19 protein-coding genes and 2 pseudogenes are annotated in these 24684 nt (G+C 72.3%); 11 read left to right on the forward strand and 10 right to left on the reverse strand.

Annotation, left to right across the window (positions count from 1 at the left end):
* Positions 1 to 8 precede the first annotated feature (8 nt).
* The 5 genes from ACIQMV_RS16820 to ACIQMV_RS16840 all read right to left on the reverse strand — a co-directional run bounded on the left by ACIQMV_RS16820 (position 9) and on the right by ACIQMV_RS16840 (position 5527).
* Positions 9 to 980: a hypothetical protein gene (locus ACIQMV_RS16820; protein WP_402593425.1), complete on the reverse strand. Its 972-nt coding sequence runs from the start codon at positions 978 to 980 to the stop codon at positions 9 to 11.
* Between the two features lie 106 nt (positions 981 to 1086).
* The gene (locus ACIQMV_RS16825; protein ID WP_402593427.1) at positions 1087 to 2115 is read right to left on the reverse strand and encodes an alpha/beta hydrolase; all 1029 of its coding nucleotides are present in this window, start codon (positions 2113 to 2115) and stop codon (positions 1087 to 1089) included.
* 216 nt (positions 2116 to 2331) lie between these two features.
* Positions 2332 to 3684, reverse strand: a complete 1353-nt coding sequence (locus ACIQMV_RS16830; RefSeq protein ID WP_402593429.1) for a globin domain-containing protein — start codon at positions 3682 to 3684, stop codon at positions 2332 to 2334.
* Positions 3685 to 4009: 325 nt separating this feature from the next.
* Positions 4010 to 5011: a DUF6745 domain-containing protein gene (locus ACIQMV_RS16835; RefSeq protein ID WP_402593542.1), complete on the reverse strand. Its 1002-nt coding sequence runs from the start codon at positions 5009 to 5011 to the stop codon at positions 4010 to 4012.
* Between the two features lie 189 nt (positions 5012 to 5200).
* On the reverse strand, positions 5201 to 5527 hold the full coding sequence (locus tag ACIQMV_RS16840; protein WP_141356511.1) for a hypothetical protein: 327 nt from the start codon (positions 5525 to 5527) through the stop codon (positions 5201 to 5203).
* Between the two features lie 186 nt (positions 5528 to 5713).
* Here ACIQMV_RS16840 and ACIQMV_RS16845 point away from each other — a divergent pair, with 186 nt between their 5' ends.
* The 6 genes and pseudogenes from ACIQMV_RS16845 to ACIQMV_RS16870 all read left to right on the forward strand — a co-directional run bounded on the left by ACIQMV_RS16845 (position 5714) and on the right by ACIQMV_RS16870 (position 12109).
* The gene (locus ACIQMV_RS16845) at positions 5714 to 6667 is read left to right on the forward strand and encodes an STM4015 family protein (protein WP_402593430.1); all 954 of its coding nucleotides are present in this window, start codon (positions 5714 to 5716) and stop codon (positions 6665 to 6667) included.
* 7 nt (positions 6668 to 6674) lie between these two features.
* Positions 6675 to 7649, forward strand: coding sequence for an STM4015 family protein (locus ACIQMV_RS16850; protein WP_402593432.1), 975 nt, complete (start codon positions 6675 to 6677; stop codon positions 7647 to 7649).
* Positions 7630 to 8736 (forward strand): annotated as a pseudogene (locus ACIQMV_RS16855) (STM4014 family protein); the annotation flags it as partial. The gene ACIQMV_RS16850 and the pseudogene ACIQMV_RS16855, both read left to right, overlap by 20 nt.
* 298 nt (positions 8737 to 9034) lie before the next feature.
* Positions 9035 to 9841 (forward strand): STM4013/SEN3800 family hydrolase, encoded by an 807-nt coding sequence (locus tag ACIQMV_RS16860; RefSeq protein ID WP_402593543.1) that lies wholly within the window; start codon positions 9035 to 9037, stop codon positions 9839 to 9841.
* 2 nt (positions 9842 to 9843) lie between these two features.
* Positions 9844 to 11220 (forward strand): STM4012 family radical SAM protein, encoded by a 1377-nt coding sequence (locus ACIQMV_RS16865; protein ID WP_402593434.1) that lies wholly within the window; start codon positions 9844 to 9846, stop codon positions 11218 to 11220.
* A gap of 10 nt (positions 11221 to 11230) precedes the next feature.
* The gene (locus ACIQMV_RS16870) at positions 11231 to 12109 is read left to right on the forward strand and encodes an STM4011 family radical SAM protein (protein WP_402593436.1); all 879 of its coding nucleotides are present in this window, start codon (positions 11231 to 11233) and stop codon (positions 12107 to 12109) included.
* A gap of 21 nt (positions 12110 to 12130) precedes the next feature.
* Here the strand turns inward: ACIQMV_RS16870 and ACIQMV_RS16875 are convergent, their stop codons facing one another.
* Positions 12131 to 12256, reverse strand: coding sequence for a hypothetical protein (locus ACIQMV_RS16875; protein ID WP_402593437.1), 126 nt, complete (start codon positions 12254 to 12256; stop codon positions 12131 to 12133).
* Between the two features lie 6 nt (positions 12257 to 12262).
* Here ACIQMV_RS16875 and ACIQMV_RS16880 point away from each other — a divergent pair, with 6 nt between their 5' ends.
* Positions 12263 to 12388 carry a hypothetical protein gene (locus tag ACIQMV_RS16880; protein ID WP_402593439.1) on the forward strand — a complete coding sequence of 42 codons (126 nt, stop codon included), beginning with the start codon at positions 12263 to 12265 and terminating at the stop codon, positions 12386 to 12388.
* 28 nt (positions 12389 to 12416) lie between these two features.
* Here ACIQMV_RS16880 and ACIQMV_RS16885 read toward each other — a convergent pair whose 3' ends face one another.
* Positions 12417 to 15131 (reverse strand): ATP-binding protein, encoded by a 2715-nt coding sequence (locus tag ACIQMV_RS16885; protein ID WP_402593440.1) that lies wholly within the window; start codon positions 15129 to 15131, stop codon positions 12417 to 12419.
* A gap of 357 nt (positions 15132 to 15488) precedes the next feature.
* Here ACIQMV_RS16885 and ACIQMV_RS16890 point away from each other — a divergent pair, with 357 nt between their 5' ends.
* Positions 15489 to 15809 carry an SDR family oxidoreductase gene (locus ACIQMV_RS16890; RefSeq protein WP_402593442.1) on the forward strand — a complete coding sequence of 107 codons (321 nt, stop codon included), beginning with the start codon at positions 15489 to 15491 and terminating at the stop codon, positions 15807 to 15809.
* A gap of 60 nt (positions 15810 to 15869) precedes the next feature.
* On the opposite strand, the gene ACIQMV_RS16895 is transcribed toward ACIQMV_RS16890, so the two are convergent.
* Positions 15870 to 17162, reverse strand: coding sequence for an MFS transporter (locus tag ACIQMV_RS16895; protein WP_402593444.1), 1293 nt, complete (start codon positions 17160 to 17162; stop codon positions 15870 to 15872).
* Positions 17163 to 17243: 81 nt separating this feature from the next.
* Positions 17244 to 17906, reverse strand: coding sequence for a GntR family transcriptional regulator (locus ACIQMV_RS16900; protein ID WP_402593446.1), 663 nt, complete (start codon positions 17904 to 17906; stop codon positions 17244 to 17246).
* Positions 17907 to 18400: 494 nt separating this feature from the next.
* Between ACIQMV_RS16900 and ACIQMV_RS16905 the strand changes: the two genes are divergently transcribed.
* Together ACIQMV_RS16905 and ACIQMV_RS16910 are read left to right on the forward strand one after the other, a co-directional pair.
* Positions 18401 to 20293, forward strand: a complete 1893-nt coding sequence (locus ACIQMV_RS16905) for a CocE/NonD family hydrolase (protein ID WP_402593449.1) — start codon at positions 18401 to 18403, stop codon at positions 20291 to 20293.
* Positions 20294 to 20543: 250 nt separating this feature from the next.
* On the forward strand, positions 20544 to 22175 hold the full coding sequence (locus ACIQMV_RS16910; protein ID WP_402593451.1) for a CehA/McbA family metallohydrolase: 1632 nt from the start codon (positions 20544 to 20546) through the stop codon (positions 22173 to 22175).
* An 89-nt stretch (positions 22176 to 22264) separates the two neighbouring features.
* Here the strand turns inward: ACIQMV_RS16910 and ACIQMV_RS16915 are convergent, their stop codons facing one another.
* Positions 22265 to 23341 carry a ParB-like protein gene (locus ACIQMV_RS16915; RefSeq protein ID WP_402593453.1) on the reverse strand — a complete coding sequence of 359 codons (1077 nt, stop codon included), beginning with the start codon at positions 23339 to 23341 and terminating at the stop codon, positions 22265 to 22267.
* Positions 23342 to 23767: 426 nt separating this feature from the next.
* Here ACIQMV_RS16915 and ACIQMV_RS16920 point away from each other — a divergent pair.
* Positions 23768 to 24658, forward strand: a pseudogene (locus ACIQMV_RS16920) (lysozyme); the annotation flags it as partial.
* Between the last annotated feature and the right edge of the window lie 26 nt (positions 24659 to 24684).

A 24684-nucleotide genomic window follows, 5' to 3' on the forward strand; every position in this document is an offset into this window, starting at 1 on the left:
GCGAGGGCTCATGGCGCCGGCCGAGTCCTGGGCCCACCAGGATCCGGCCGGTCCGGCGGCGTGCCCGGCGTGCCGGTCTCGGCCGCGTCGTACCGGCCGCTTTCGCCCGACGGCTTGCTCAAGAGGGTTTCTCTCAGTTGGTCCGGGTTCATCGCCACCAGGTGCGGCACGCGGTCGTTCCACTGTGCGGCCAGGTTGTCCAGGGTCCGCACGACGGATCGGCGGATCCGGCGGGCGGCGACGGCGAGTACGACCGCGGCGACCGGTCGAAGGAGTCGACGGCCACGAAGGGAGACGGTGACGTGTATGTCCCATCTGCCGTCGTCCCGGGACGGCCGGGGAACCGCTCGCACGTCCGCCCGGATCCAGGGGTGGTCGAGCCGGGCCGACGCGGGGGCCGAAGGTGGGGTGCGGTCGGTGTCTGCGGCGGGCCACCAGTCGTCCAGCCGTACCCGGACGCGGCCCGCCATGCCGAACAGCGTGCCCGCTGCCGCGCCGCCTCCTGCCCGGCCGCTGATCTCGACCAGGCTCGGGCGGTCGGGGCTCTTCAGTGCCGCGTCCAGTTCGACGTTCATTTCGTCGGAGACCAGGGCGAGTTCGAGGCGGACCGCGCGGCGGTGATCCCACTCCCTGACGGTGATCTGTACGGTTTCGCTCGCCTCGGCATCCTCGCTGATCCCGGACCCGTCCGCGTCCGCGTTGGCATCCGCTTTCGCGATTCCGTCCCCGGCGTCGTCCCCGTCCTCGACCTCAAGCTCGACCTCAAGCTCGACCTCGGCCTCCGTGAGGTAGACCGAGCCGGGTCGCAGGTGCCGCCCTTGGGTCAGTCGGATGTCCGGGATCACCTTTCCATCGGGCAGTACGAGCCCTTGTTCATCCGCCTGGCTCTCCTCCGCCAGGGTGCGGATCACGGCCAAGGCGTCGACGAGCCACCGGTACGGAACCGGCTCGACGACCACCAGGTGTCTGACGGAGACCATGCCGACAGTCTGGCCAGTCGGGCGCCGGTCTTCCATGGCGCGGCACGGCAGAACCACGTCAGGCTGCTTGCCGAGCACCGGCAAGCAGCCCGAGCGAGCGACCGTGTCAGCCGTCGACGCGCAGGGCGCCCAGCAGCATCGGCAGGGAGGCGTGCAGTTCGCGCTGCCAGTAGGCCCAGCCGTGGGTTCCCGGTCCGTAGAAGTGGGTGGTGACGTGCTTGGCGCCGACACGTTCGAGTGCGGCTGCCAGGGCGTGGTTCTGGCGGTTGAAGTCGGCCTCGAGCGCGCTCGTACTGCCCGGGGAGTCCAGGGGGCCGGTGGTGCCGTCACCGCACGACAGGTACACGGGGACCGACTTGAGCCGCCGGGCCAGGTGGAACGGGTCGTGCGCCTCCCAGATGCCGCGCTGGGCGACCGGGTCGCCCCAGACCCGCAGCGGGTCGTCGCCCTGGCCGGCGAAGAAGCCCATGATGCGGTTCACCGACTCCTCGTTCAGCAGCGGGTGCGCCGAGCCGGAGTACGCCGCGGTCGCCTTGAACATTCCGGGGTGCCGGGCGGCGTACAGCAGGGCGCCCTGGCCTCCCATCGACAGGCCGGCCACGACGCGGTTGCCGCCGGCGGCCCAGTCGCGTTCCAGGAGCTGCCGCAGCTCGACGGTGTGGAAGGTCTCCCAGGCGGGGTCGCCGCCCTGGCCGTGGTTCCACCAGTCGCTGTACCAGCCGTTCCAGCCGGCCTCCGGCATCACCACGAGCACGTCGCGCAGGCTGTCGATCCGTGCGACGTCCGTGAGGGCGGTCCACGAGGTGTAGTCCCCGCAGCAACCGTGCAGCAGCCAGAGCGTCGGCCAGTGCTGCCGTCGGTCGCTCGGGTTCCAGCCGTCGGGAGTGAGGAGCCGGACCTTGACCGTGCGGCCGCCCAGGGCCGCCGAGCGTACGGACAGGTCGATCTGACGGTCCGCGACCTGGGTGGCCGCGACGACCTCGGCGCCTCGCGGCTTCGCGGAGGCGGGAACGGTGGTTTCGGCCGCTCCCGCGGCTGTGGGTGAGGCGGCGTGTGCCCAGGCGATCGGCGCGGTCGGCGTGAGGGTGAGAAGCAGTACGGAGAGGACGAGCAGGACTCGGGTTCGAAGGGTCATCGCGGCTCCCTGTGGTTGGTCGCGGCTCGAGCGTTCTTCGACCGGGCGGGGTCAACTCCTCTGGGGCTCACATGTCGCAGCAGCCTGATGCTGCCAGCCCTGCGGGTGACGCGAAAGCCCTGCCGTTCCTTGCGGACGGCAGGGCTTTCGCGTACGTGGGCCCGAATCAGCCGCCGGTCACCTCCGGAGGGGGACGGCGACCGTCGCGGCGGTCGGTCAGGCTGGGATCGACTGCCCCTGGAACATCCTGGTTCCGGCCGAGCCGAAGTCCCCGACGGGTCCGGGCAGGTCACGCGGGCCGGTCGGCAGCGGGTCGTGGCGGACGTGTTCGGCGGGCAGCCCGGCGCGGGTGAGCGCGGTCGTCACCGTGTGCACCATCAATGGCGGCCCGGCGAGCAGTGCGTGGCCGCCCGCCGCGGGGCGGCTCCGGGTCACCGCGCGGGCCAGACGCTCGTACACGCCCTCCCCCGGGGTCCCGCCCGTCACTGGAACCACGGTCAGCCACGGGCGGCTCCGTTCGACCTCGGTCAGGTACTCCGTGTCGTACAGGTCGGACAGCGTGTCGGCGCCCAGGAAGAGCCGTACCCGGCCCGGCCGGTGTGCGGACGCCGGGCACAGGCGGCCTTCCAGTTCCTGGAGCAGCGCCTTCATCGGGGCCCAGCCGGTGTCCCAGGCCACCAGCCGGAGTTCGCCCGTCTGCTCCTCGCCGAGTGCCAGGTTTCCCTTGGGAGGACCGAGCCGTATCCGGTCCCCGACCGTGGTGTGGCGCACCAGGGCCTCACTCACGCCGCCGGGGCCGGTGCACCGGACATGAAACTCCAGCTCCCCGTCCCGGCCGGGCTCGCCCGCCAGGTAGTAGGGGCGCCAGGTGTGCGGCAGCCGGGCGGACTCCAGCGCGGTGTACTGCCCGGCCCGGTACCGGAAGGTCTCGTGCGGCCGTACCCGGAGCACCGCGAGGTCCGGGCCGCACAGCCGATGCGCCGTCACCGTGCCCTGCCAGCACGGCGGCTCGTGCAACGCCGCCTCCGCGCCCCGCACCATGGCCGTGACCCCGAAGCGCACCATCCGCACCCACGCCTGCTCGAGTTCCGCGGTCCAGTGCTCGCCGGCACGGATGCGCAGCGCCTCGCACAGCGCGGTTTCGAACGCCGCGTACTGCGCCGGACGCACGCCGAGCTTGCGGTGGTCGCGGCCCAGCTGGGTGAACGTCGCGGTGATCTGGTCGGGCCTGTCCAGGTGGTCGAGCAGGAACCAGAACGCCCTTGCCAGGTGGGCCTGCTGGAACGCCATCTCGGCGGGGAAGAGCGACCGCAGGGAGGGGTGCCGGGTGAACAGTGCCTGGTAGAGGTGGGCGATCAGCTCCTCGAACGGGGCCACCAGGTCCAGATCGCGCATGATGGTCTGCTGGTCGGCGGACCCGTCGTACGACTGCCCGGCCGGGCCGCGGAGGCCGCCGGCACTGCCGCCGTCCGCGCCCGGGAAGCCTCCGGAGGAGAGCATCTGCCGGCGCAGTCGCATCGCGTCGTGCCGGGCGAGGAGTGCGTGGTACGTCCCGTCTTCCGCGCTCATGATCAGCGCCCCCTCCGCGTCTCGCTCCCGACGGCGGTCAGCCGCGTGGCGTCCGGTCCAGCCGCGTCCGGGGCGACGGCCGGGACCGGAGCGCACCGGACCCCCGGGCGGTCCGGTGCGCTGTCCGGGTGCCGGCGGATGAGTCGAAGCATGGGTGGGCTCCTGAAGAGACGTGTGAGGAACGGTGGGGGGGACACGACGGGAACAAGGGACGATCCGTCCGCTGAAACCGCAGGTCAGTATGGCATTAGGGGCAAATGCCCCAACGTCCCTGGGTGCGAGGGTCGTTGGGCCCTGGACAGAGCCGACGCCGACCTCTCCGGGCTCAGGTCTCCCTCTCCGGCACGTAGTCGGCCTCCGCCAGGCCGAAGGTCCAGGCGACCCCCTGCCGGGCGGTTCGGGTGCTCGGCGGCACCCGAAGCCAGTAGGTACGGTGGGTTCCATCGGGCTCCGGGGTGGAGTTGACCACCTCGACCATCACCAGCGGCTCGTCTCCCTCCAGTTCGATGCGCCACAGCACACCCGCCTGGTCGCGCTGCACCGGTTCGGCGCCGGAATCCTCCAGGTAGCGCTCGTAGCCGTAGTGCTCCAGCATCACGCGGCGCAGCTCGGCGTTCTCCTCCTCGCGTATGCGTCGCGGGGTCAGCTCGGCGAGTCCGGCGAGGAATTCGGCGGGGACCGGCATTCCGCGCCAGGCGTGCAGCGCGAACCCGTCGGGGAAGGCGAGCGCCGGTCCGTCCCCGCGGTCGAGCCGGCCTGCCTCGTCCCGGTGCAGCTCCACGGGGCGTTCGCAGACGACCGCGGTCTTCTCGTACGGCCACCACCAGCCCGCGGCGCGGGCGACCGCGGCGATCCCGTCGAGCGCCTCCCCACCGTCCTGGCCGTCGAAGGCCGCCAGCCAGGCCGCGTCGTGCTGACCGAGGACCGCGTCGAGCAGGACGAGCCGGACGGCCTGCTCGTCTCCCGCCGCAGCGGTCGTTGCCTCGACGACGCCGGTGCGTATGCGCTCGGTCAACGCGATGGTGCCGTCCCACAGTTGGGCGCCCGTCAGGGCCCAGTGCGCGGCCCAGCCGGCCGGTCCGAGCCGGTCGAGGACACGCTCGCGCGCGGCTGCCCAGGGCCGGGTACGCACCGCGTCGCGGACACTGCGGCCGGCCGTGCCCTCCGCCGTGAGCCGCGCGGCCACGGCCACGCCCTCGCTGGGCGAGCCCGTCCAGACGATGTGCTGCGGCTCCGGCAGGCCCGCCAGCCGGTAGGCCAGGCGCACGCCCTCCTCGGCCGCCGGGCGGTCGGCGGGGCCGGTCGCCGCCGCCACCTCGCGCCACATCGCCGTCGTGTCCGCCCGCACGGTCTCGCGCGGGCTCTCGTCCGAGGTCTCGTGCGGGGTCTCATGCACGGCATCGTGCGGGGTCTCGTGCGCGGTTCTCATCGGGGTCGTCATCGTTCCGCTCTTCGCTGTCTCAGTCCGGCTGTCCCAGTGCGCCGTTGCCATCCGGCGGTCTTGAAGTCCGCTGTCTCAGTCCGCCACGACGCGCACCGCGCCGGGCGCGTACTCACGCTGCCGCACCACGCGGTACCAGCCCTTGGGGAGCGGTATCGCCGCGTGTTCCTCGTGCACCACCCGCCCGCCGTCCGGGAGATGGAGGTAGGACGCTCCGAACGGCCCCGCCTCACGGACCAGCGTCCCGGGTCCGATCACCGCGTGAGCGTGTCCCGTGACCTCGCCGAGAGCCAGTACGAGCCTCCCCCGCGCGTCCCGCGGCTGGTGCGGCAGCCGGTCCGTGCCCGGCGGCACGGCCGCCTCCGCCACGGGCACGATCAGGACATCCCCCTGCCGGTACATACGTGTCTCCCTTCCCCGTCGGCACCTCACCGACCGATGTCCACGACGCTACGCGGGGGGTCTGACAACACCCCGGACCATCCACTGCACCCCGGACGCACCCAGCCCGTCACGTCGATGTCAGAGCCGCTTGGTACAACTTTTCGCGAGCAACGCAATGCGTGAGAGCACCAGGAGGCCAGCGCCATGTCCCACGTCGAGCATCTGAAGGAACTGCACGGCCTCCCGGCCTTCGACTTCGCCCGGTTCGCGGGGAAGCGGGAGCTTCCGGAGGCGGACGCCGCGGCCTGGTGGCTGGCCATCGAGCCCTACGGGGACTCCCCGCTGGACTTCGGTGACCTGTGGGACCGCTTCCTCGACGCCGTCGACCCCGCCGGGGTGCGCGCCATCATCGTGGGTCAGTGGGGTGAGCCGTACGACAACGACTCCAGCGGCATCGTGCGGCGTCTCGTGGACGCCCGGGACCGGCTGACCGCGCTCCGGGCCGTGTTCATCGGGGACCTGGAGATGGAGGAGGCGGAGATCTCCTGGATCGAGCAGTCCGATGTCACTCCGGTCCTCGACGCGTATCCGCTGCTGGAGGAGTTCGGGATCCGCGGCGGGTCCGGGCTGCGCTTCCCGGCGGTCCGGCACGAGCACCTGCGCAGGCTCCGCTTCGAGGCCGGCGGCCTGCCCGGCGAGGTCGTGCGCGGTGTCGCCGCCAGCGAGCTTCCCGCGCTGGAGCACCTCGACATGTGGCTCGGCGTGGAGGAATACGGCGGTGACGCAGGGGTCGCCGACCTCGCCCCGATCCTGGCCGGGGGACGCTTCCCGGCGCTGCGCCATCTCGGCCTGCGCAACAGCGAGATCCAGGACGAGGTCGCCGCCGCCGTCGCCGGGGCCCCCGTCGTCGCCCAGCTCACGTCGCTCGACCTGTCGCTCGGCGTGCTCACCGACGAGGGCGCGACGGCGCTGCTCGGCGGTCAGCCGCTCACCCACCTGACCCGGCTCGACCTCCACCACAACTTCCTCAGCGAGCCGGTGGTCGAGCGGATCCGTACGGCGCTGGAGCCGTACGGCGTCGAGACCGATCTGTCGGAGCGCGGCGAGGTGTGGGAGGACGACGGCGTCGTCCACCGTTTCACCGCGGTCGCGGAATGAGGCCGTCATGACCATCGTCGATCACTTCGAGACCTTCCACGGGCTGCCGGTCTTCACCCTGCCGGAGCTGCCGGAGCCCGGCGAGGAGACGCTTCCGGCCGCGGGCGACGTGGCCTGGCGGCTGGACTGCTACGCGGCCGGGGAGGTTCCGTTCTCGGAGCTGTGGCGGAGCTTCACGGACCGGGTGCCGAGCGCGCAGGTGCGGGCTCTCGTCATCGGGCCCTGGTGGGACGACGAGTACACCGATCTGCGTCCGGCGCTGGAGCTGATCGTGGCCGACGCGGAGCGGTTTCACGCGCTGCGCGCCCTGTTCCTCGCCGATGTCACCGGCGAGGAGTGCGAGATCTCCTGGCTTCAGCTCACCGATGTCACCCCCGTCCTGGAACGCTTCCCGCTGCTTGAGGAGTTGGGTGTCCGCGGCGGCGACTCGCAGGGGGTCGGCGAGGAGCCCCTGACGCTGCGCCCGGTGCGGCACGACGCGCTGCGCGTGCTGCGCTTCGAGTCGGGCGGTCTGCCCGGCCAGGTGGTGCGCTCGGTCGGCGCCTGCGAACTGCCCGCGCTGGAGCGTCTGGAACTGTGGCTCGGTGTGTCCCACTACGGCGGCGACACGACGGTGGCCGACCTCGCGCCGCTCCTCGTCCAGGGGCGCTTCCCGGCGCTGCGCCATCTCGGTGTGCAGAACAGCGAGGTGCAGGACGAGATCGCGACGGCCCTCGCCCCGGCACCGGTCGTGGCGCAACTGGAGTCGCTGAGCCTGTCCATGGGCACGCTCACCGACACCGGTGCCGAAGCACTGCTCCTCGGCCAGCCTCTGCACCATCTCAAACGGCTGGACCTGCACCACCACTTCCTGAGCGAGTCCATGGCCGACCGGATCCGTGCCGCCTTCGACTCCACCGGGACCGAGGTGGACCTGTCGGATCACCGGACTCCGGACAGCTGGAGGGACCAGGAGTGGCGGTATGTCGCGGTCTCCGAGTAGCGCGGCGACCGACTCCGGCCTTCGGTTCGCCGTCGTCGGAAATCCCGAGAACCGGCGGACGACGATGTTCGCCGACGCGGTTCACGCGGCCGGTCACCCGGCGCCCCGGGTACTCGCCTGGCGGGACGTACTGCGCGGACAGTACGCCTTCACGCCGGGCGAGTTGGTACGGATCGACTCCCCCGGCGAGAACGCCGAGGTCGACCGTTTGCTGAGGGACACCGACGACCCCACCCGGGTCGAGGGAACGGCTCTGTGGCACCGCCGTTTCACCGCCGCGGTCCGGGAGGTGACCGCCGCGGCGCGGCGTGCGGGCGCGGCGACGACCGCCGACCCGGAGGACGTCGCGGTCATGTTCGACAAGCGGCGCTGCCACGCCCGGCTCGCCGCCGCCGGCATCCCGGTCCCGCCGGCCCTGACGGGTCCGGTCGGCGGCTGGTCCGGGCGGGACGGGCTCCGGGAACAGCTGAAGGGAGCTCGTATCTCACGGGCGTTCGTGAAGCCCGCGCACGGGTCGTCGGCCTCCGGTGTCGTGGCACTGACGGTGGCGGGACCGGGCCGGGTCAAGGCGACGACCTCCGTGGAGACCACTGTCGACGGCCGCCTCCACAACTCCCTCCGGGTGCGCCACTACACCTCGGAGACCGAGGTCGCCGCCCTCGTCGACGCCCTGGTCCCGGACGGGATCCACGTCGAGCGGTGGCTGCCGAAGGCCTCGCAGGGCGGCCGGGCCGCAGACCTGCGGGTGGTCGTGGTGGCAGGACGCGCCACACATGCCGTGGTGCGGACCAGTCGGCACCCCATGACGAATCTGCACCTCGGTGGCGCCCGCGGCGATCTGGACGCGGCACGCGCGGCGATCCGGGCGGCGGGAGGCGGCTTCACCGACGTGCTGGACGTGGCCGAACAGGCGGCCGCGTGCTTCCCGGGCACCCTGTGCGTCGGCGTGGACATCCTGCCGGCGACGGGGTGGCGCCGCTTCACGGTCGGCGAGGTGAACGCCTTCGGGGACCTGCTGCCCCGCCTCACCGGCCTGCCGGGAAGCGGTGCCGAGGGCCTCGACACGTACGCCGCACAGGTCGCCGCAGCACCAACGTTCGTGCAGGCCGCCGCACCGACCACCACACCAGCCACCCTGCACGACACCGCACGGACCGCAGCGCCGGCCGCCCTGCAGAACACCGCACGGACCCCGACACCGGACGCCGCACCAGCCACCGTGCAGGACGCCACATGGACCCCGGCACCAACCCCCGCACCGGACGCCGCAGCAGCAGCAGCAGCCGCCGCACCAGCCACCGTGCAGATCGCCACACGGACCGCCGCCCCGGCCGCCGTACGGCGAGCAGATCGCAAGGAGCACCACCATGGCACCACCGCTTGACATGAACGACATCGTGGGAAGCCACGACATCCTGTTCGTCACGCTCGACACTCTCCGCTACGACGTGGCGCAGGAGCTGGCGGCGGCCGGGCGCATCCCGAACCTGGCCCGGCACCTGCCCGGCGGCACCTGGGAGCGTCGGCACGCCCCCGGCAGTTTCACCTACGCCTCCCACCAGGCGATGTTCGCGGGCTTCCTGCCGACACCGGCCGCACCGGGCCCGCATCCGCGGCTCTTCGCCGCCCGTTTCGCGGGCAGTGAGACCACCGCGAACGGCACCTTCGTCTACGACACCCCCGACCTGGTCTCGGGTCTGGCCGCCGTGGGCTACCGCACCGTGTGCATCGGCGGCGTGGGCTTCTTCAACAAGCAGGGACCCCTGGGCTCCGTCCTGCCCGGGATGTTCCAGGAGAGCCACTGGGAGCCCGAGTTCGGGGTGGCCTCCCCCACGTCCTTCGAGGCCCAGGTGACCCGCGCGGAGCAGGTCGTCGCCGGGCTCCCCCAGGGCCAGCGCCTGTTCCTGTTCCTGAACGTGTCGGCGCTGCACCAGCCCAACTGGTTCCATCTCAACGGGGCCACCCGCGAGGCGGGCGACACACGGGCCACTCACGCCGCGGCGCTGGAGTACGTGGACCGGCACATGGGACGGCTCCTGGCCACCGTCGCCGGCCGCCGTCCGTGCTTCGCCGTCGTCTGCTCCGACCACGGCACGGCGTACGGCGAGGACGGCTACAGCGGCCACCGCATCGGCCACGACGTCGTCTGGACCGTTCCCTACGCCCACTTCTTCGTCGACGGGGCCCGATGACCATGGCCATCACCAGCACCGAGGCGGCGGCCGCGCCCAGCACCGTCCGCCCGTACCAGCAGTACGTCTACGCGTATCCGCACAAGACCGCGTACCGTCCGCTCGCCCGGGAGCGGGCGTCCCTGCGGGCGCTGTGGGCGCACGAGCCGAAGGACGCCCTCTCCCTCTATTTCCACATCCCGTTCTGCGAAGTCCGCTGCGGTTTCTGCAATCTCTTCACCCGGATCGGCGCGCCGGACGGTCTGACCACCGCCTACCTGGACGCGATGGAACGCCAGGCGGCCGCGGTGCGCGAGGCACTGGGTGAGGGGGCGCGCTACGCCAACGCGGCCTTCGGCGGCGGCACTCCGACGTTCCTGGAGGCGGCCGAGCTGGAGCGGCTGTGCGATCTGGCCGAGCGCGGCCTGGGCGCCGACCTCGCCGCGATCCCGCTGTCGGTCGAGGCCTCCCCCGCCACGGCGACCGCCGACCGGCTGTCCGTGCTGGCCGCCCGCGGCACCACGCGGCTGAGCCTGGGCGTGCAGAGCTTCGTCGACTCCGAGGCACGCACGGCTGTACGCCCGCAGCGCCGGGCCGACGTCGAAGCGGCCCTCGCCCGGATCCGCGACACCGGTCTACCCGTCCTCAACATCGACCTGATCTACGGCATCGACGGCCAGACCGAGAAGTCCTGGACCCGTTCCCTGGACGCAGCCCTCGCCTGGCGACCGGAGGAGCTGTACCTCTACCCCCTCTACGTGCGCCCGCTCACCGGTCTCGGCCGGCATCGCGGGACGGCGCCCGGCGGCGCCGGCGACGCCGACTGGGACGAGCAGCGGCTGCGGCTGTACCGCCACGGCCGCGACCACCTGCTCGCGCGGGGCTACGAGCAGGTGTCGATGCGCATGTTCCGCCGTGCGGGCGCCCCCGCCACCGGAGGAGAGGACTACGCGTGCCAGACCGACGGCATGGTCGGCCTCGGCTGCGGTTCCCGTTCGTACACTTCCACCCTGCACTACTCCTTCGACTACGCCGTGGACATGCACCGCATCCGCGGGATCATCGACGAGTACACGGCACGCCCGGCCGACGACTTCCGGCACGCGGACTTCGGCTGGGAGGTGAACGCGGACGAGTCCCGGCGCCGCCATCTGCTCCAGTCACTGCTCCAGGCCGAGGGCATGCCCGTCGCGGACTACCGGACCCGTTTCGGCACCGCGCCGGGTGACGACTTCGCCGCCGAACTGGACCGGTTCCGCGAGCGGGGCTGGCTGGACGACCGCACGGGCGCGGAGTTGCTGCGGCTGTCCCCCGAGGGCCTGGCCCACTCCGACGCGCTGGGGCCCGAGTTGTTCTCCGCCGCGGTGCGTGAGCGCATGGCCGCGTACGAGCCGAAGTGAGGGAGCGCGCATGGACCTGACGATCCTCTACCGCGGCCCGCTGGCGTCGTGCGACTACGACTGCCCGTACTGCCCGTTCGCCAAGCGCCGGGACAGCCGCGCCCAACTCACCGCGGACCGCGCGGCGCTGGAGCGTTTCGCCGCCTGGGCGGCCGCGCAGCGCGACGACCGGCTCTCCCTGCTGTTCACGCCGTGGGGCGAGGGACTGGTGCGCTCCTGGTACCGGCGTACGCTCGCGGAGCTGAGCGGGCTGCCGCACATCCGCCGGGTGGCGATCCAGACCAACCTCAGCTGCCGTACGGACTGGCTGGACACCGCCGACCTGAACACCCTCGCCCTGTGGTGCACCTTCCACCCCGGGCAGACGCCGTACGACCGCTTCCTCGCCAAGTGCCACGACCTGGCCGCGCGCGGTGTCCGCCACAGCGTCGGGGTCGTCGGCCTCCCCGAGCACCTGGAGCAGGCGCGTCGGCTGCGCGCCGACCTCCCCGACCACGTGTACCTGTGGGTCAACGCCGCCGAGGGCCACCCCTACACCGACGCCGAAGCCGACCGGTGGACGGCCCTGGACCCGCTCTTCCCGTACAGCCGCCACCCGCACCGCAGCGCGGGCCTGCCCTGCCGTACGGGAGAGTCGGTCATATCGGTGGACGGCGAGGGCACGGTGCGCCGCTGCCACTTCGTCCGCTCGGAGCTGGGCAACCTGTACGACGGCTCCTACCGGCGGGCCCTGCGCCCCCGTCCGTGCCCGCTGGCCGTGTGCGACTGCCACATCGACTACGTCCACCTGGAGACGCTGCCGCTGTACGACGTGTTCGCGGGCGGCGTCCTGGAACGGATCCCGGCCGCGCCGCCCGCGGTTCGGCGTTCGGTTCCGGCGGCCCGGTAGCCGGCAATCCCGCGGGCCTTCTCAGGCGGGGCGGCCGGGCGCCCGGTCGAAGTCGTCGTCGCTCATGCGCAGGAGCGCCCAGCCGGCCCCGGCGAAGCCGACCGCGGCGACCAGCAGGCCGACGCCGGACGCGATGTGCCCCGGCATGAAGGGGTGAGTGATGCCGACCACCGCCTGGGCGATGCCCGCCTCCCGGCGATCCTGGCCACGCCGCACCTCACCCAGCGCGACCAGGCCGTCGTCGAGGCACGCGACGCCGGTCTGGGCCGTCCGCGCTGATAATAACTCCCCTCATTTCCACGCCGGTTCAGCCGTGCTCCGCGGGGCTCGCTCCGCGTCGCGCCAACGGGCGTGCCCCATTGAGCCGCAGTCTCACCGCGGCCAGCTCGGCGCGGCCCCGCTCGGCGAGGCGGTCGGCACCGCACTCCTCCGCCAGCTCGACGCCCTCGGACAGAAGCCCGGTCGCCCGGTCCGTGCCGCCGCCGCGCCCGAGTTCCGCGCCGAGGTCGATCAGGGCCTCCGCGTACGCGTGCCGGCTGGGGGATCGGCGCAGTATCTCCACCGCGCGCTCCCGCAGCGGCAGCGCCTGCCCGTCCTCGGCCACCGCCGCGCTGAAGCTCAGCGCCTCCCCGATGGCGGTGGGCGTACCGTAGCGCTCGGCCCGCCGCAGCATCTTCGCCGTGAGGGCGCGGGCACGCGCGGGGTCCTCCTCGGCGACGGCGAGGGCGAGGTGTCCCGCCCAGGGGCACCAGGTCGGGTTGACGATGCCCTTGGCCTCCAACCGCGCTCCGGCGGCGGTGAGTTGCGCCTCGGCCTCCTTGCGCAGGCCACGGGCGAGAAGCAGCCGCCCGTAGACCGTCTGGGAGTCCGGGAAGACCACCGCGGTCAGGTACGGGGGCGCGAAGTCGTACGTCCTGGCGACCCGCAGCGCCTCCTCCACTCGGCCCCGGGACAGCAGGACGTCCACCAGCAGCCCCACGGCGTACCACCGGGCGGGCACCCGGTCGCCCACCCGCTCGGCCAGGCGCACTCCCTCGCGTGCGCACTCCTCCGCCTTGACGAGCATCCCGCGCCGGAACCAGACCAGGCCGAGGAGGGTGAAGCCGAAGGAGAGGTGGGCACCGCTCCAGCCGACCTGCTCGCACTCGGCGATGGCCGAGCTGAACAGCTCCTCCGCTCGGTCGCATTCGTCGGCGTACATGTAGCTGAGCGCGGCCACGCTCGGCAGTTCGAAGCCCCAGTCCGGGTCGGTGTAGCTCAGGCCCATGGCGCGTGCGGCGACGTCCAGCGTGTCCGCGGCCGGCTCCCCGCGCAGCATCGCGTCCCAGGTGCGGATGCACAGCAGGGCGCGCTCCTCGATGGTCTCCCCGGGCAGGTGCTCAACGAGTCGTGCGAGCCGGAGGGAGCGGTCGGACGCCTGCTCCTCGTGCGCGTCGAAGACCAGCCACAGGTAGTGCGCGACCTGCATGCGCAGCCGTGCCCGTGGGGAGTGGGACCGGGCCACCTCGGCGCCCGCGACGGTGGCCGCCTTGGCGAGTTCGTCGTTGTGGGCGAACACCTGGGCCAGCCGGAAGGTGGCGTTCTCCCTCAGCTCGGGGTCCAGGAAGGGCTGTTCCAGGGCCGCGGTGAGGTGGTTGACCGTGGTCGCGGGAGCGGTGAGCAGGGCGGAGCAGCCGAGTTCGTAGAGCACGCCCGCACGGTCCTCGGGCGCGGGAGGTTCGCGCAGCGCGCGTTCCAGACAGCGCCGGGCCGCGTCGGGCGCGCCCAGGCGGGCGTTCTCGCGGGCGGCGGCGCGCAGTTGCCGGACGGTGTTGGGGTCACCCTCGGGGTGGGTCTCGAGCAGGTGCCGGGCTGCGGCGGTGATGCCCAGGCCCGCGTCGGCGAGCGCCCAGGCGGCCTGACCGTGCAGTCCGGTGCGTGTGGTCGGCGGGATGGCCTGGTACACGGCGGTGGCGATGAGCGGGTGGATGAATTCGAGGGTGCGGGTGCCGGTGAGGATACGGGCGACACGCAGCCGGTCCGCGGCGGCCTGCGCCTCGGCCGGGGGCAGTCCGGCCACCGAGGCGGCCAGCTCCGCGGAGATCTCGGTACCGAGCACCGCGGCGGCCCAGGCGAGCCGGACGGCGGCGTGGCCGAGCCTCTCCAGGCGTTTGATCAGGCCGGTACCCCGCGCGCTCGCGGCGAGTTCCCCCAGCAGGGAGGCCGACTCCGCGTCCGGGGCGAGGTTCCGGTCCTGGACCTTGGCGATCAGCTCGACGGCCTCGTAGGGGTTGCCGCCGGTGACCACCCAGCACTCGCGGCAGAAGACGTCGTCGGCCTCCGCTCCGAGCGAGCCCCGCACCAGTTCGGCCACCGCCTCCGGGCTGAGGGCGTGGAGCGGGATCGGGCGTGCGCTGCGGCCGTCGATGAGTTCGCGGAACGCCTGCGCCTCGGCCGGCACCTCGTCCGGCCGGTAGCCGATGACCACCAGCACGGGGAGTTCCCGCGCTCTCACCGCGAAGGCGGAGAGCCAGGCGAGAGACTCCAGATCGCCCCAGTGGGCGTCGTCGAGGACGATCACGACCGGTGCCCGGCGCACGGCCACCTGGGTGACGACCCAGTCCAGACCGTCCCGGACGCCCTGCGGGTCGGGGCCGGCGGTACCAGTCTGCTGAGCGAACAGGCCGACGGCCGGTCCGGCGATCTCGTACCACCCGCCGAAGATCTCGCGCCGCTCGGCCTCGGTGCAGGAGGCGAGGACGGGCTGGAGCAACTGGCGTACGACGTGGAAGGGGACGGTGTGCTCCTGCTCGCTGCCCCGGGCGGACAGCACGGTGCAGCCGCGCGCGGCGGCCATGCGCCGGATCTCCGTCAGCACGGTCGTCTTGCCCAGTCCGGCGGCGGCGCTGAAGAACAGCAGCCCGCCCCGCCTGCCTTCGCCGTTGCCCCCGCCCGCGCAGATCCCCTCCACCGCTTTCTGTGCGGCTGTCACCTCGTTCTCGCGCTCGTACAGGGGCTTCCCCAGCCGATCGCGTCCATCCACGATGGTGGTCCTCTCGGTGCGCTGCCGTTCCGACACTCCGTTACCCCTGATCTGCCGGTATGCCGGGAAGCCTAGCGAACCGCACACGAGGACTGCACAGTTGCGTGCGAATTGGTTGCGGAGGGCCGCGAGAGGGTACTCACGCCCGGACTTGACGAGCCGTCAGGAACGGGAACCGGCTGGAAACAGCCCGGGGTGCCGCGCCGGGGCCGGCCGGGTGCGCCGGATGTGACCAGCGGGAAGGCGCTCGGCGTCGGCGGGGTCGGCACGCCGGACGGTGTCCGGGATCAGCCGGTACTCGGTCCTGGCCGCCGGGATCCACCCGGAGCAGCCGGTCGCGGAGATGACCGGCGTGCAGTGGCGCGAGTCGAGGTCGCCTCGCCGGCCAAGGTCCTGGCGGTCGAGTGGGCATTCGCCGGTGTCCGGGTGAACGCGCTCACGCCGGGATGTGGGGAGGCCGACCTGGTCGCCTCGCTCGCCGCGACCGGTCGTCCCGGCCTGGCGACGCCGCGGTCCCGTACCCCTTCGTCCCGGCTCGGCGGTCCGGGCGACATCGCCAACCTCGCGCTGTTCCTCCCCACCGACGACTGGGCCGACATCACCGGCCAGGTCCTGGTGAGCGGCGGCGGCCGGACCGCCGACGGCTTCGGGATCACCGTGACGGCGGCGGGGCAATGACAGCGCCCCCGCGGTGCGGCCCGCGCGGGCAGGGCGCGCCCTGGGGAACGGGCGCGGGTGTCAGCGGGCCGGGGCCTCGGCGGGCCGTGTCTCGGCGGCGCCGGTCCCGGCCGCGGCGAGGGTTCCGGCGGTCCGCCCCGACGAGGTCGCGATCACCGCGAGGCTGGTCAGGGCGAGAAGGGTCAGGACGACGAGCATCACGGTGTAGGACGCCAGCGCGGACAGCGCCGCCAGGATCGCGGGCAGCAGGAATCCCGAATAGCACAGGGCGTAGTAGACGCCGGTGATGCCGGCCATGTCGTCGGGGGTGACGATCCGCTGGATCTCCAGCAGTCCGGAGACGACCCCGATGCCGTAGGCGGCCCCCAGCAGGACGGCTCCGCCGAGGCCGAGCCAGGGCGAGCGAACGGCCGCGTCGCCCGCGCAGACGGCCATGCCGCAGGCCATGAGGATCATCGCGACGATGATCCCCCGCGCCGAGTCGAGCGAGTCCAGGCGCTTGGCGAAGGGCTGGACCAGCGCCCCGGTACCGAGGGTGCAGACGGTCAGCAGGGTGGCGTAGGCCAGGGCCCAGTTCCCGATCCGGTCGCCGACGAGCTGGGGGGTGACCGCGTAGGCGACGCCGGCCGCGCCGAACACCCAGGGGGCCATCGGAAGCACCACGCGCAGGAAACGGCGGTGTCCGGCGGCGGGGACCTTGAGGTCGGCCCACAGGCCGCGGACGGCGGTGGTCCGCGCCCGGGTCTCCACGGCGCGCGCCAGCATGAACAGGGCGGGCAGGCTGACCAGGACATGCACCAGGTACGGGGTGATCATCGGCCAGGGGCCCCACTGGGCCAGCACGCCGGCCACCCCGGCGCCGAGTCCGAAGCCGAGGGTCAGCGAGAGGGAGGCGCGCCGCGCCCCCGCGCCGGCGTCGGCCGCCGGGTCGTGCGGTGCCTGGGAGAGCTCCTTGACCCAGCTGGTGCCGACCGCCATCGCGATGCCGACGGCCAGGCCGCTGAGGAAGCGGCCCGCGTAGACGGGGATCTGTCCGGCCACTCCCCCGCACAGGACGGCGCTGGCCGCGAGCGACGCCGCGGTCGCGACGGTCATCAGCGGGCGGCGGCCACAGCGGTCCGAGGCGGCCCCGCCCACCAGCAGCCCGGGTACGAGTCCGAGGACGTAGGCGGCCAGGAAGGCGTCGACCGTGACCGCGGAGTAGCCGCCGAGGCGGCGGTACATCAGCAGCAGCGGGGTGAACTGGTTGCCGCCCCACCCGGAGCAGAACATGGCAGCCGCCGCCGGCAGCCACGGCCTGCCCCTGCCGGACGGTACGGCGGGACGGCCGGTCGGCCACCGGGTGGTGCTCATGACGGTGCTGCTCCTTGCTTGTTCACGTGCTGATCCCGCCGGGGCTTGCGGTGGGGGTGCCGGCGGGTGTCTGTGACGGGGTCAAAGGCCCGTCGCGCCGCGGTGGGCGTCCAGGTGGGCCCGCAGGGCACCGGCGAACCCCTCGTCGTCGCGGTCGGCGATCCGCTCCACGAGCAGGCTGTGCTCGTGGATCAGCGAGGCCAGGCGCTCCGGCTGTGGCTGGAGGAGCTGCACGGCCATGCGCCGCTGGCGGTCGCGCAACGTCTCGTAGAAGCGCTCGGCGAGGCCGTTGCCGGAGGCCGCCACGATGCCGTGGTGGAAGGCCTCGTCCGCCTCCGCGAAGGCCGCCACGTCGGCCCGGCGGGCGTGCTCCCGCTGGACGTCGATCAGGTCGGACAACCGGCTCACCAGGCCGCCGAGCGGCTCGGCACGACGGGCGATGCGGCGCACCGCGCTGCTCTCCAGTGCCTCGCGCAGCTCCAGGACGTCCTCGGCCTCGCCCGGCCCCACCGGTACCACCACGGCTCCGCGCTTGGGGAAGAGCTGCAGCAGCCCCTCGGCCTGGAGGCGGAGGAAGGCCTCGCGGACCGGGGTGCGGCTGAGTGAGGTGCGCTCGGCGATCTCGCCCTCGCTGATGAGACTCCCGCCGGGGAGCCGCCCATCGATGATGAGCTCTTTGGTCAGGCCGTACGCACGCTCGGCGGCCGGCACGCGGGCGGTGGAGGGGGTGGTGTTGGCGGCCATGTCTCCACTGTAGCAGCGATAGATGCAAGCTTAGATACATCACGCCCGCGTCCGCCACGGCACGAAGGCCGGCGAACGGCGGAGCGCCGTGCCCGGGCCGATGGAACCAACATCACACCGACGAACCCACGACGAACCGATGCCGAACCGCCGACGTACCGATGATGATCAGACCGCCGGCGAAAAGGGCTCCGTGTGGTCCCTTCCGGCCGCTCCTGACGTGGGCGGCAGGGCGATTCGCCGCCGGCCGATGTCCCCGCGCGCCCACGGGGCGCCGAACCGGTCGGGGTCACATCGGCAACACGCATGACGCGCAGCCCCGTTGACTCGTTTCAATGATGATCATAGGCTCCGTCGCCGACGGCTCCGGTGCACGCCCGCGATCCGGCCTTCGGCATGCGTGCGACCGCCCACACAGCTCTGACGGTGGGTCAGGGGCCGTGCTCGACCGCACCACCTGCACCGCCCCGTACCTGACACTCCGGGAGGAGCAAGTGAACAGACGTCGTACGGCCGTCGCGACCGCCTCGGCACTCGTCACCACCTTCGCGCTGACCGCCGCGCTCGCCGGCCCCGCCACCGCGGCGCCCGGCGCCGCGGCCCAGCCCGCCGCGGAGCAGACCCGGACGGGGGCGGTCGCCACCGCGACCGACCCCGTCACCCATGAGGAGAACGACCGCGTCCCGAAGGGCTCGCTCTGGACGCAGCACTACTTCCCGTCCTCGGACGGCTCCGACACCGAGCTGCACGCCGACGTCCTGCTGCCCGAGGGACTGGCCCCGGGCAAGAAGGTGCCCGTCATCCTGTCGGTCGGCCCCTACTTCGGGCACTCCGGGCAGACCGATCCCGAGGGCTGGAAGCACACCGGTCCCTCGTCCCGCTTCCAGGACTTCATCGAGGGCACCGACCTGTTCGCCCAGGGGTACGCCTTCGTCATGGTGGACCTGCGCGGCTTCGGCGGCTCCACCGGCTGCCTCGACTGGGCGGGTCCCGGCGAGCAGGCCGACGTCAAGGCGGCGATCGACTGGGCGGCGAAGCAGCCGTGGAGCACGGGCGCGGTCGGCATGTACGGCAAGTCGTACGACGCCGTCACGGGCCTGATCGGCAACAACCTGAGCCAGAAGGCCCTCAAGGCCGTCGTCGCCCAGGAGCCCGTGTGGGACATGTACCAGTACATCTATTCCAACGGGGTGCCCCGCCCGAACGTCACCGGCACCGCCAACGCCTACAACTCCATCGCCACGCTCTCTCAGATGGCGGACGACGACCCGCACTACCTGGCCAACGCCCAGTGGGAGAAGACCCACCCGGAGTGCCTCACCCAGAACTCGGCCGGTTACAAGATCGCGAACCAGTGGGACAAGCACTGGACCGACCGTGACCTGGCGAAGATGGCCAAGGGCACCAAGACCCCGCTGTTCGTCACCCAGGGCTTCATCGAGAACAACACCAAGCCCGAGGAGATGCAGGAGTACCTCGACAACCACGTGGGCCCGGAGCGCGGTTGGGTCGGCCAGTGGGAGCACGTGCGCGGCGGCGACCGCACCAGTGACGGGCGCCTGTCCATGGGCCGCGAGGGCTGGTACGACGAGACCCTCGCCTACTACGACGAGTACCTCAAGGGCATCAAGCCGAAGGTCAAGTACCCGGCCTACGTCGTCGAGGACTCCACGGGTGCCTGGCGTGCCCAGAACACATGGCCGGTCGTGAAGCGGTCCGTCACGCTCCCGCTCGGCAACGGCTCGTACCTGGACGACGGTGGCGCCTCGGGCCGCGCGGCCCTGGCCGCGGCCGGCGAGCCGACGCCGCAGACGCTCGGGAAGCCGTCCGGCCAGTGGGACATGGAGAACGCGCCCGCGACCGACCAGGCCGCCCCGAAGGGCCTGGCCAGGGGGCTGGCGAAGCTCCAGAAGGACGGCAAGGTCACATCGAGCTTCTTCGTGTGGTCGAAGCCGGTCGGACAGGCCGTGCGCCTCACCGGCACCCCGCAGGTCTCGCTGACCGCCAAGGGTGAGGGCAACGTCATGCTCAAGCTGTACGACGTCGCCCCGAACGGCAAAGCCGTCATGTTCGACGAGCAGGTCTCCCTGCTGCGTTCGGGCCGGATGACCGTCGACCTGAAGGCCACCGACTGGACCCTGGCCACGGGTCACGTCCTGGCCGTGGAGATCGGCTCCATCCAGACCGGCTCCTGGCGTGCCACGCCGTCCGGCCAGACGGTCGCGGTCAAGGGCGCTCAGCTCAGGCTGGCCCTGGACGACCCGGCCCGCGACGCGGCCACCGCCGGCGCCCGTTCCCCGTTCCTGGACACCTACCTGCGCCAGTACACGGTGAACCTGTCCGCCGGTCCCGCCTCGTTCACGGTGACCCCTGGCGGCCACCTCTGAGCCGAGCCGCAACACACGACGAGGGCCCCAACCGCCAAGGTAGGGGCCCTCGTTGGCGTATCGGTGGGGCAGGTCCGCGTGTCACGCAGCGCAGGCGGGGGTGCGAGGGGGGCGGCAACTCGCCGCCACCGCACACCAGCCACAGGCTCTTGCCGGGCGGGCCATGCCCGGCTCATCCGCCGTTCACGGAACCCCATGAGGCTCCAGAGGCTTTCCGCGCATCCATCACCGAGCTTGCCGAGGACGGAACATGTGCCTTGACGGACACTGCGAGCACAACGTGAAGCCCCTGGAGCCCGACACCACGGACGTCGGCAATGCCGGTGCCGGCCTCGGACGCCGGCGACTGCTGCTGGCGGGAGGTGCCGGAGCGGCCGCCCTCACCCTCGCCCCGGTCTCCTTCGCGCGGGCGGCGGACGGTCCCGCCGGCGCCGCGCCGGCGAACGGCAGCGAGGCGACCCGCACCATCACCGGCTTCCTGGAGACCGGCGTCGCGGACTTCGTCCACCTCCCCGTGGAAGTCCCCAGAGGCGTAAGGAAGATCGCCGTCTCCTACTCCTACGACAAGCCGTCCGTACCGTCCGGTGTTCCGGGCAACTCGTGCGACATCGGTGTCTTCGACGAGCGCGGAACCGCGCTCGGCGGCCGCGGCTTCCGTGGCTGGTCCGGCGGCTTCCGGACCTCGTTCGAGATCGGCGCCGGCGAGGCCACGCCGGGCTATCTGCCCGGTCCGGTCAACCCGGGCACCTGGAACATCGTCCTCGGCCCCTACCAGGTGGCTCCCCAGGGCATGAACTACCGGGTGGAGGTGACGCTCACCTACGGCGAGCGCGGCCCGGCCTTCGTACCCCACCACCCCCCGCAGCGGGCGAAGGGCCGCGGCCGCGACTGGTACCGCGGCGACTGCCACCTGCACACGGTCCACTCCGACGGAAAGCGCCTGCCGGCGGAGGTCGCGGCCGGCGCGCGCGCCGCGGGGCTGGACTTCATGGTCTCCACCGACCACAACACGTCCTCCTCGCACGCGGTCTGGGGCGAGCACGCCGGTCCGGACCTGCTCATCATCCCGGGCGAGGAGGTCACCACGCGCAACGGGCACTGGCTCGCCCTGGGCCTTCCGGCCGGTGAGTGGGTCGACTGGCGCTACCGCTCGCGCGACGACGCGTTCGACCGGTTCGCGCGTCAGGTCCACCGCAACGACGGCCTCGTGGTGCCCGCGCACATGTACTGCGCGTACGTGGCCTGCCAGTGGAAGTTCGGCTTCGAGAACGCGGACGCCACGGAGGTGTGGACCGGCCCGTGGACCTACGACGACGAGCACGCGGTCAGCACCTGGGACCAGAAGCTGGGCGAAGCGGTCCGCACCGGAAAGCGCTGGCTCCCGGCCATGGGCAACAGCGACGCGCACAGCGAGCCGCAGGTCATCGGTCTGCCGCACAACGTCGTCCTCGCGGACGACCTCGCCACCGACTCGCTCATGAAGGGCATCCGCGAGGGCCGCAGCTGGATCGCCGAGTCCGCCTCGGTCGAGCTGGCCTTCACCGCCACGGGCGGCGGCAGGCAGGCCGGTATCGGCGAGAAGCTCACCGTCCCCGCCGAAGCCCCGGTGGACATCCGCCTCGACGTCCGGGGCGTGCCCCACGGCACCGTCCGGTTCATCACCGACGAGGGACAGATGCACCAGGAGTCCGTCGGCGCCTCCGGCACCGGCACGGTGGTCTGGCGGACCACCGCCTCGCTCGCCGCCTATGTGCGCGCCGAGGTTCGCCACCCGATGGCCGACGGCTCCCCCGGCCAGGGCAACACCATGGGCGACGCGCTGCTGTTCGGGCCCATGGCCGCCATGACCAACCCGGTCTTCCTGGAGCGGAAGGGCCGGTGACGTACGCGGCCGGGGGCGGGCTTCGCGAGACCGCCCCCGGCCGGCGGTGTCAGGTGGCCCGGGTTCCCGGTGAGCCGGGCGGGGACACCTCAGCCCAGACCGTGCGCCCGCTTGTACTCCAGCGTGTAGGCGAGCTTCCCGGGCTTGGCGTCGGAGTACGGCTTGCTCAGCTTGTTGAACTCGCCCTTGTTGACCGCGCTGCCGTCGTTCCACCGGTCCAGCGCGCCGAGTTCGGCCGCGGTGAAGCCGCTGTCGACGACGGCGCCCTTGGGCAGCGCCGTCATCGTCCCGGTCAGGGACTTGACGGTGGCCAGGTAGTTGTCGAGGTTGTTCGGGTTCCAGTCGGCCAGGTCGATCGGCTTGGCGTCACGGACCCAGCTGCCCCAGTAGAACTCCTGGAACGGCAGCCCGTTCTGCGCGTAGCCGATGTCACGGCCGAAGTAGAGCAGGCTGCGGTACGTGTCGTCGGTGAAGTTGGCCAGACCCACACCGGTCGGCAGCTTGTTCACCGTGACCTGCCTGCCCTTGGGGTCGCGCAGGTACACCCACTTGTGCGCCTTCATCTCGTCCCAGAAGGCCTGGCGGGGCAGATTGCTCAAGTTGGCCTGCACGCGCAGCCGGACGTGCAGGTCGGCCCCGCCGTCGGGGGTCTGGTAGAAGGAAGTGAGCGTGTGGTGCCCGTCGGTGAGGAACGGTTCGCCGCCGGGGCCGATGACGACGGTCTTCATGGGAGCGACGCTGTCCGCCGTCTCCGCCCCGAGCGGGAGTTCGCACGTGAACGACGACGGGTCGTCAAGTCGCGCGTCGGCGGACACGGTTGCCGCCGCGGTCCGGCCGTCGGCCTCGCACCAGTCGTCGAACTTCTTGTTGATCGCGTCCTTGCCGAGGGTGTAGCGGCCGAGCTTGTAGTACACCTCGTCGTAGCCGAGCGACGGCTGGGTCGGGTGCACGTCACCGATGCGGACGTCGAGCAGGTCGCCGGGCCGGGCGCAGAGATACCGCGAGAACGGCGTGCTGCGGTTGTCGTGGCCGCAGAACGACGGCCGGGTGCCCGGAGCACCGGGTGCGGCGGCGGCGACGGGCGCCAGTGCGGCGACGCCGGCCCCGATCACGGCGAGGGCCACTCCGAGGGCCGAGGCCCGGCGGGACGGAGATCCGAAGCGCATCACACCTGCTCCTTGCGATAGGGGGAATGCCGACGGTCAGCGTGTGGCCGATCGCCCAATGCACTGGATCGTCCCGGTGACATCCGGTGGAGCCGCAGGTGAACAATTCACCGTCAACCGGCCTCCGCGCGACGCTTCCTGCCCGATCTCCGCGCGCGCCGGCCAGGGACCGCCGCCCCCGATTCAACTTTTCACATCTCGAAGATGTTGCGGGCATGTCAACACATCCCTTACGTTTACGCGCGTCAACCCAACCTGTGCGCCGCAGAGTTGACGGCGTGCCCGGCACCTGCTGACCCCCCACCGCGACCGGCACTCACCCGCCGCTCACCGCTCCGACGCTCCACTCCCGACCGTCGATGGCCGTCACCACGGCCACCCCGGCCCAAGCGCATCGCAGTGTCCCTCCACACCTCTGGGAGCACCATGCCTTCAGCCACCCCCTCGCGGTTCAGACCCGGCAACACCGGTACCCGCCCCCGCCGGACGTTCGCCCGTGCGGCCGGGCTGCTGGCCGCCGCCCTGACCCTGCTGGTCCTGCCCGGCACCGCCTCGGCGACGGCCGCCGGCGACCCCGGGACCGCCACCGGGACCCCGGTGCGCATGACGCACCCGGACCAGGACCACGCCGGATCCGGACTCCAGCGCCAGGGCGCGGGATCTCTGTCGGCCGCCGCCCCGCTCGCCGTCAGCACGGGTCCGGCAGGCCTCGACGTCAGCGGCTACCAGGGCAACGTCGACTGGACGTCCGTCAAGAACAAGGGCGCCGCCTTCGCCTACGTCAAGGCCACCGAAGGCACCACCTACACCAGCCCCTACTACTCCCAGCAGTACAACGGCGCGTTCAACGCCGGACTGATCCGCGGTGCTTACCACTTCGCGCTGCCCGGCAATTCGAGCGGTGCCGCGCAGGCGGACTGGTTCGTCAGCCACGGCGGCGGCTGGACCGCCGACGGCAAGACGCTGCCGCCCGCGCTGGACATCGAGTACAACCCCTACGGAGCCACCTGCTACGGGCTGAGCCAGAGCGCGATGGTCTCCTGGATCCGGGACTTCAGCAACCAGGTGCGCACCAAGGTCGGGCGCTACCCGACGATCTACACCACCACCGACTGGTGGACCACCTGCACCGGCAACAACAGCAGCTTCGGGGCCACCAACCCGCTGTGGATCGCCCGTTACGCCGGCAGCCCCGGCACACTGCCCGCCGGCTGGTCGGCCCAGACGATCTGGCAGTACGCCGACTCCGGAACCTTCCCCGGCGACCAGGACACCTTCAACGGCACCCTCACCGACCTCCAGGCCTTCGCCAAGGGAGGCGGCTACAACCCTCCACCGACGGC

It is taken from the genome of Streptomyces sp. NPDC091412 (assembly GCF_044756885.1).
Taxonomy (GTDB): domain Bacteria; phylum Actinomycetota; class Actinomycetes; order Streptomycetales; family Streptomycetaceae; genus Streptomyces.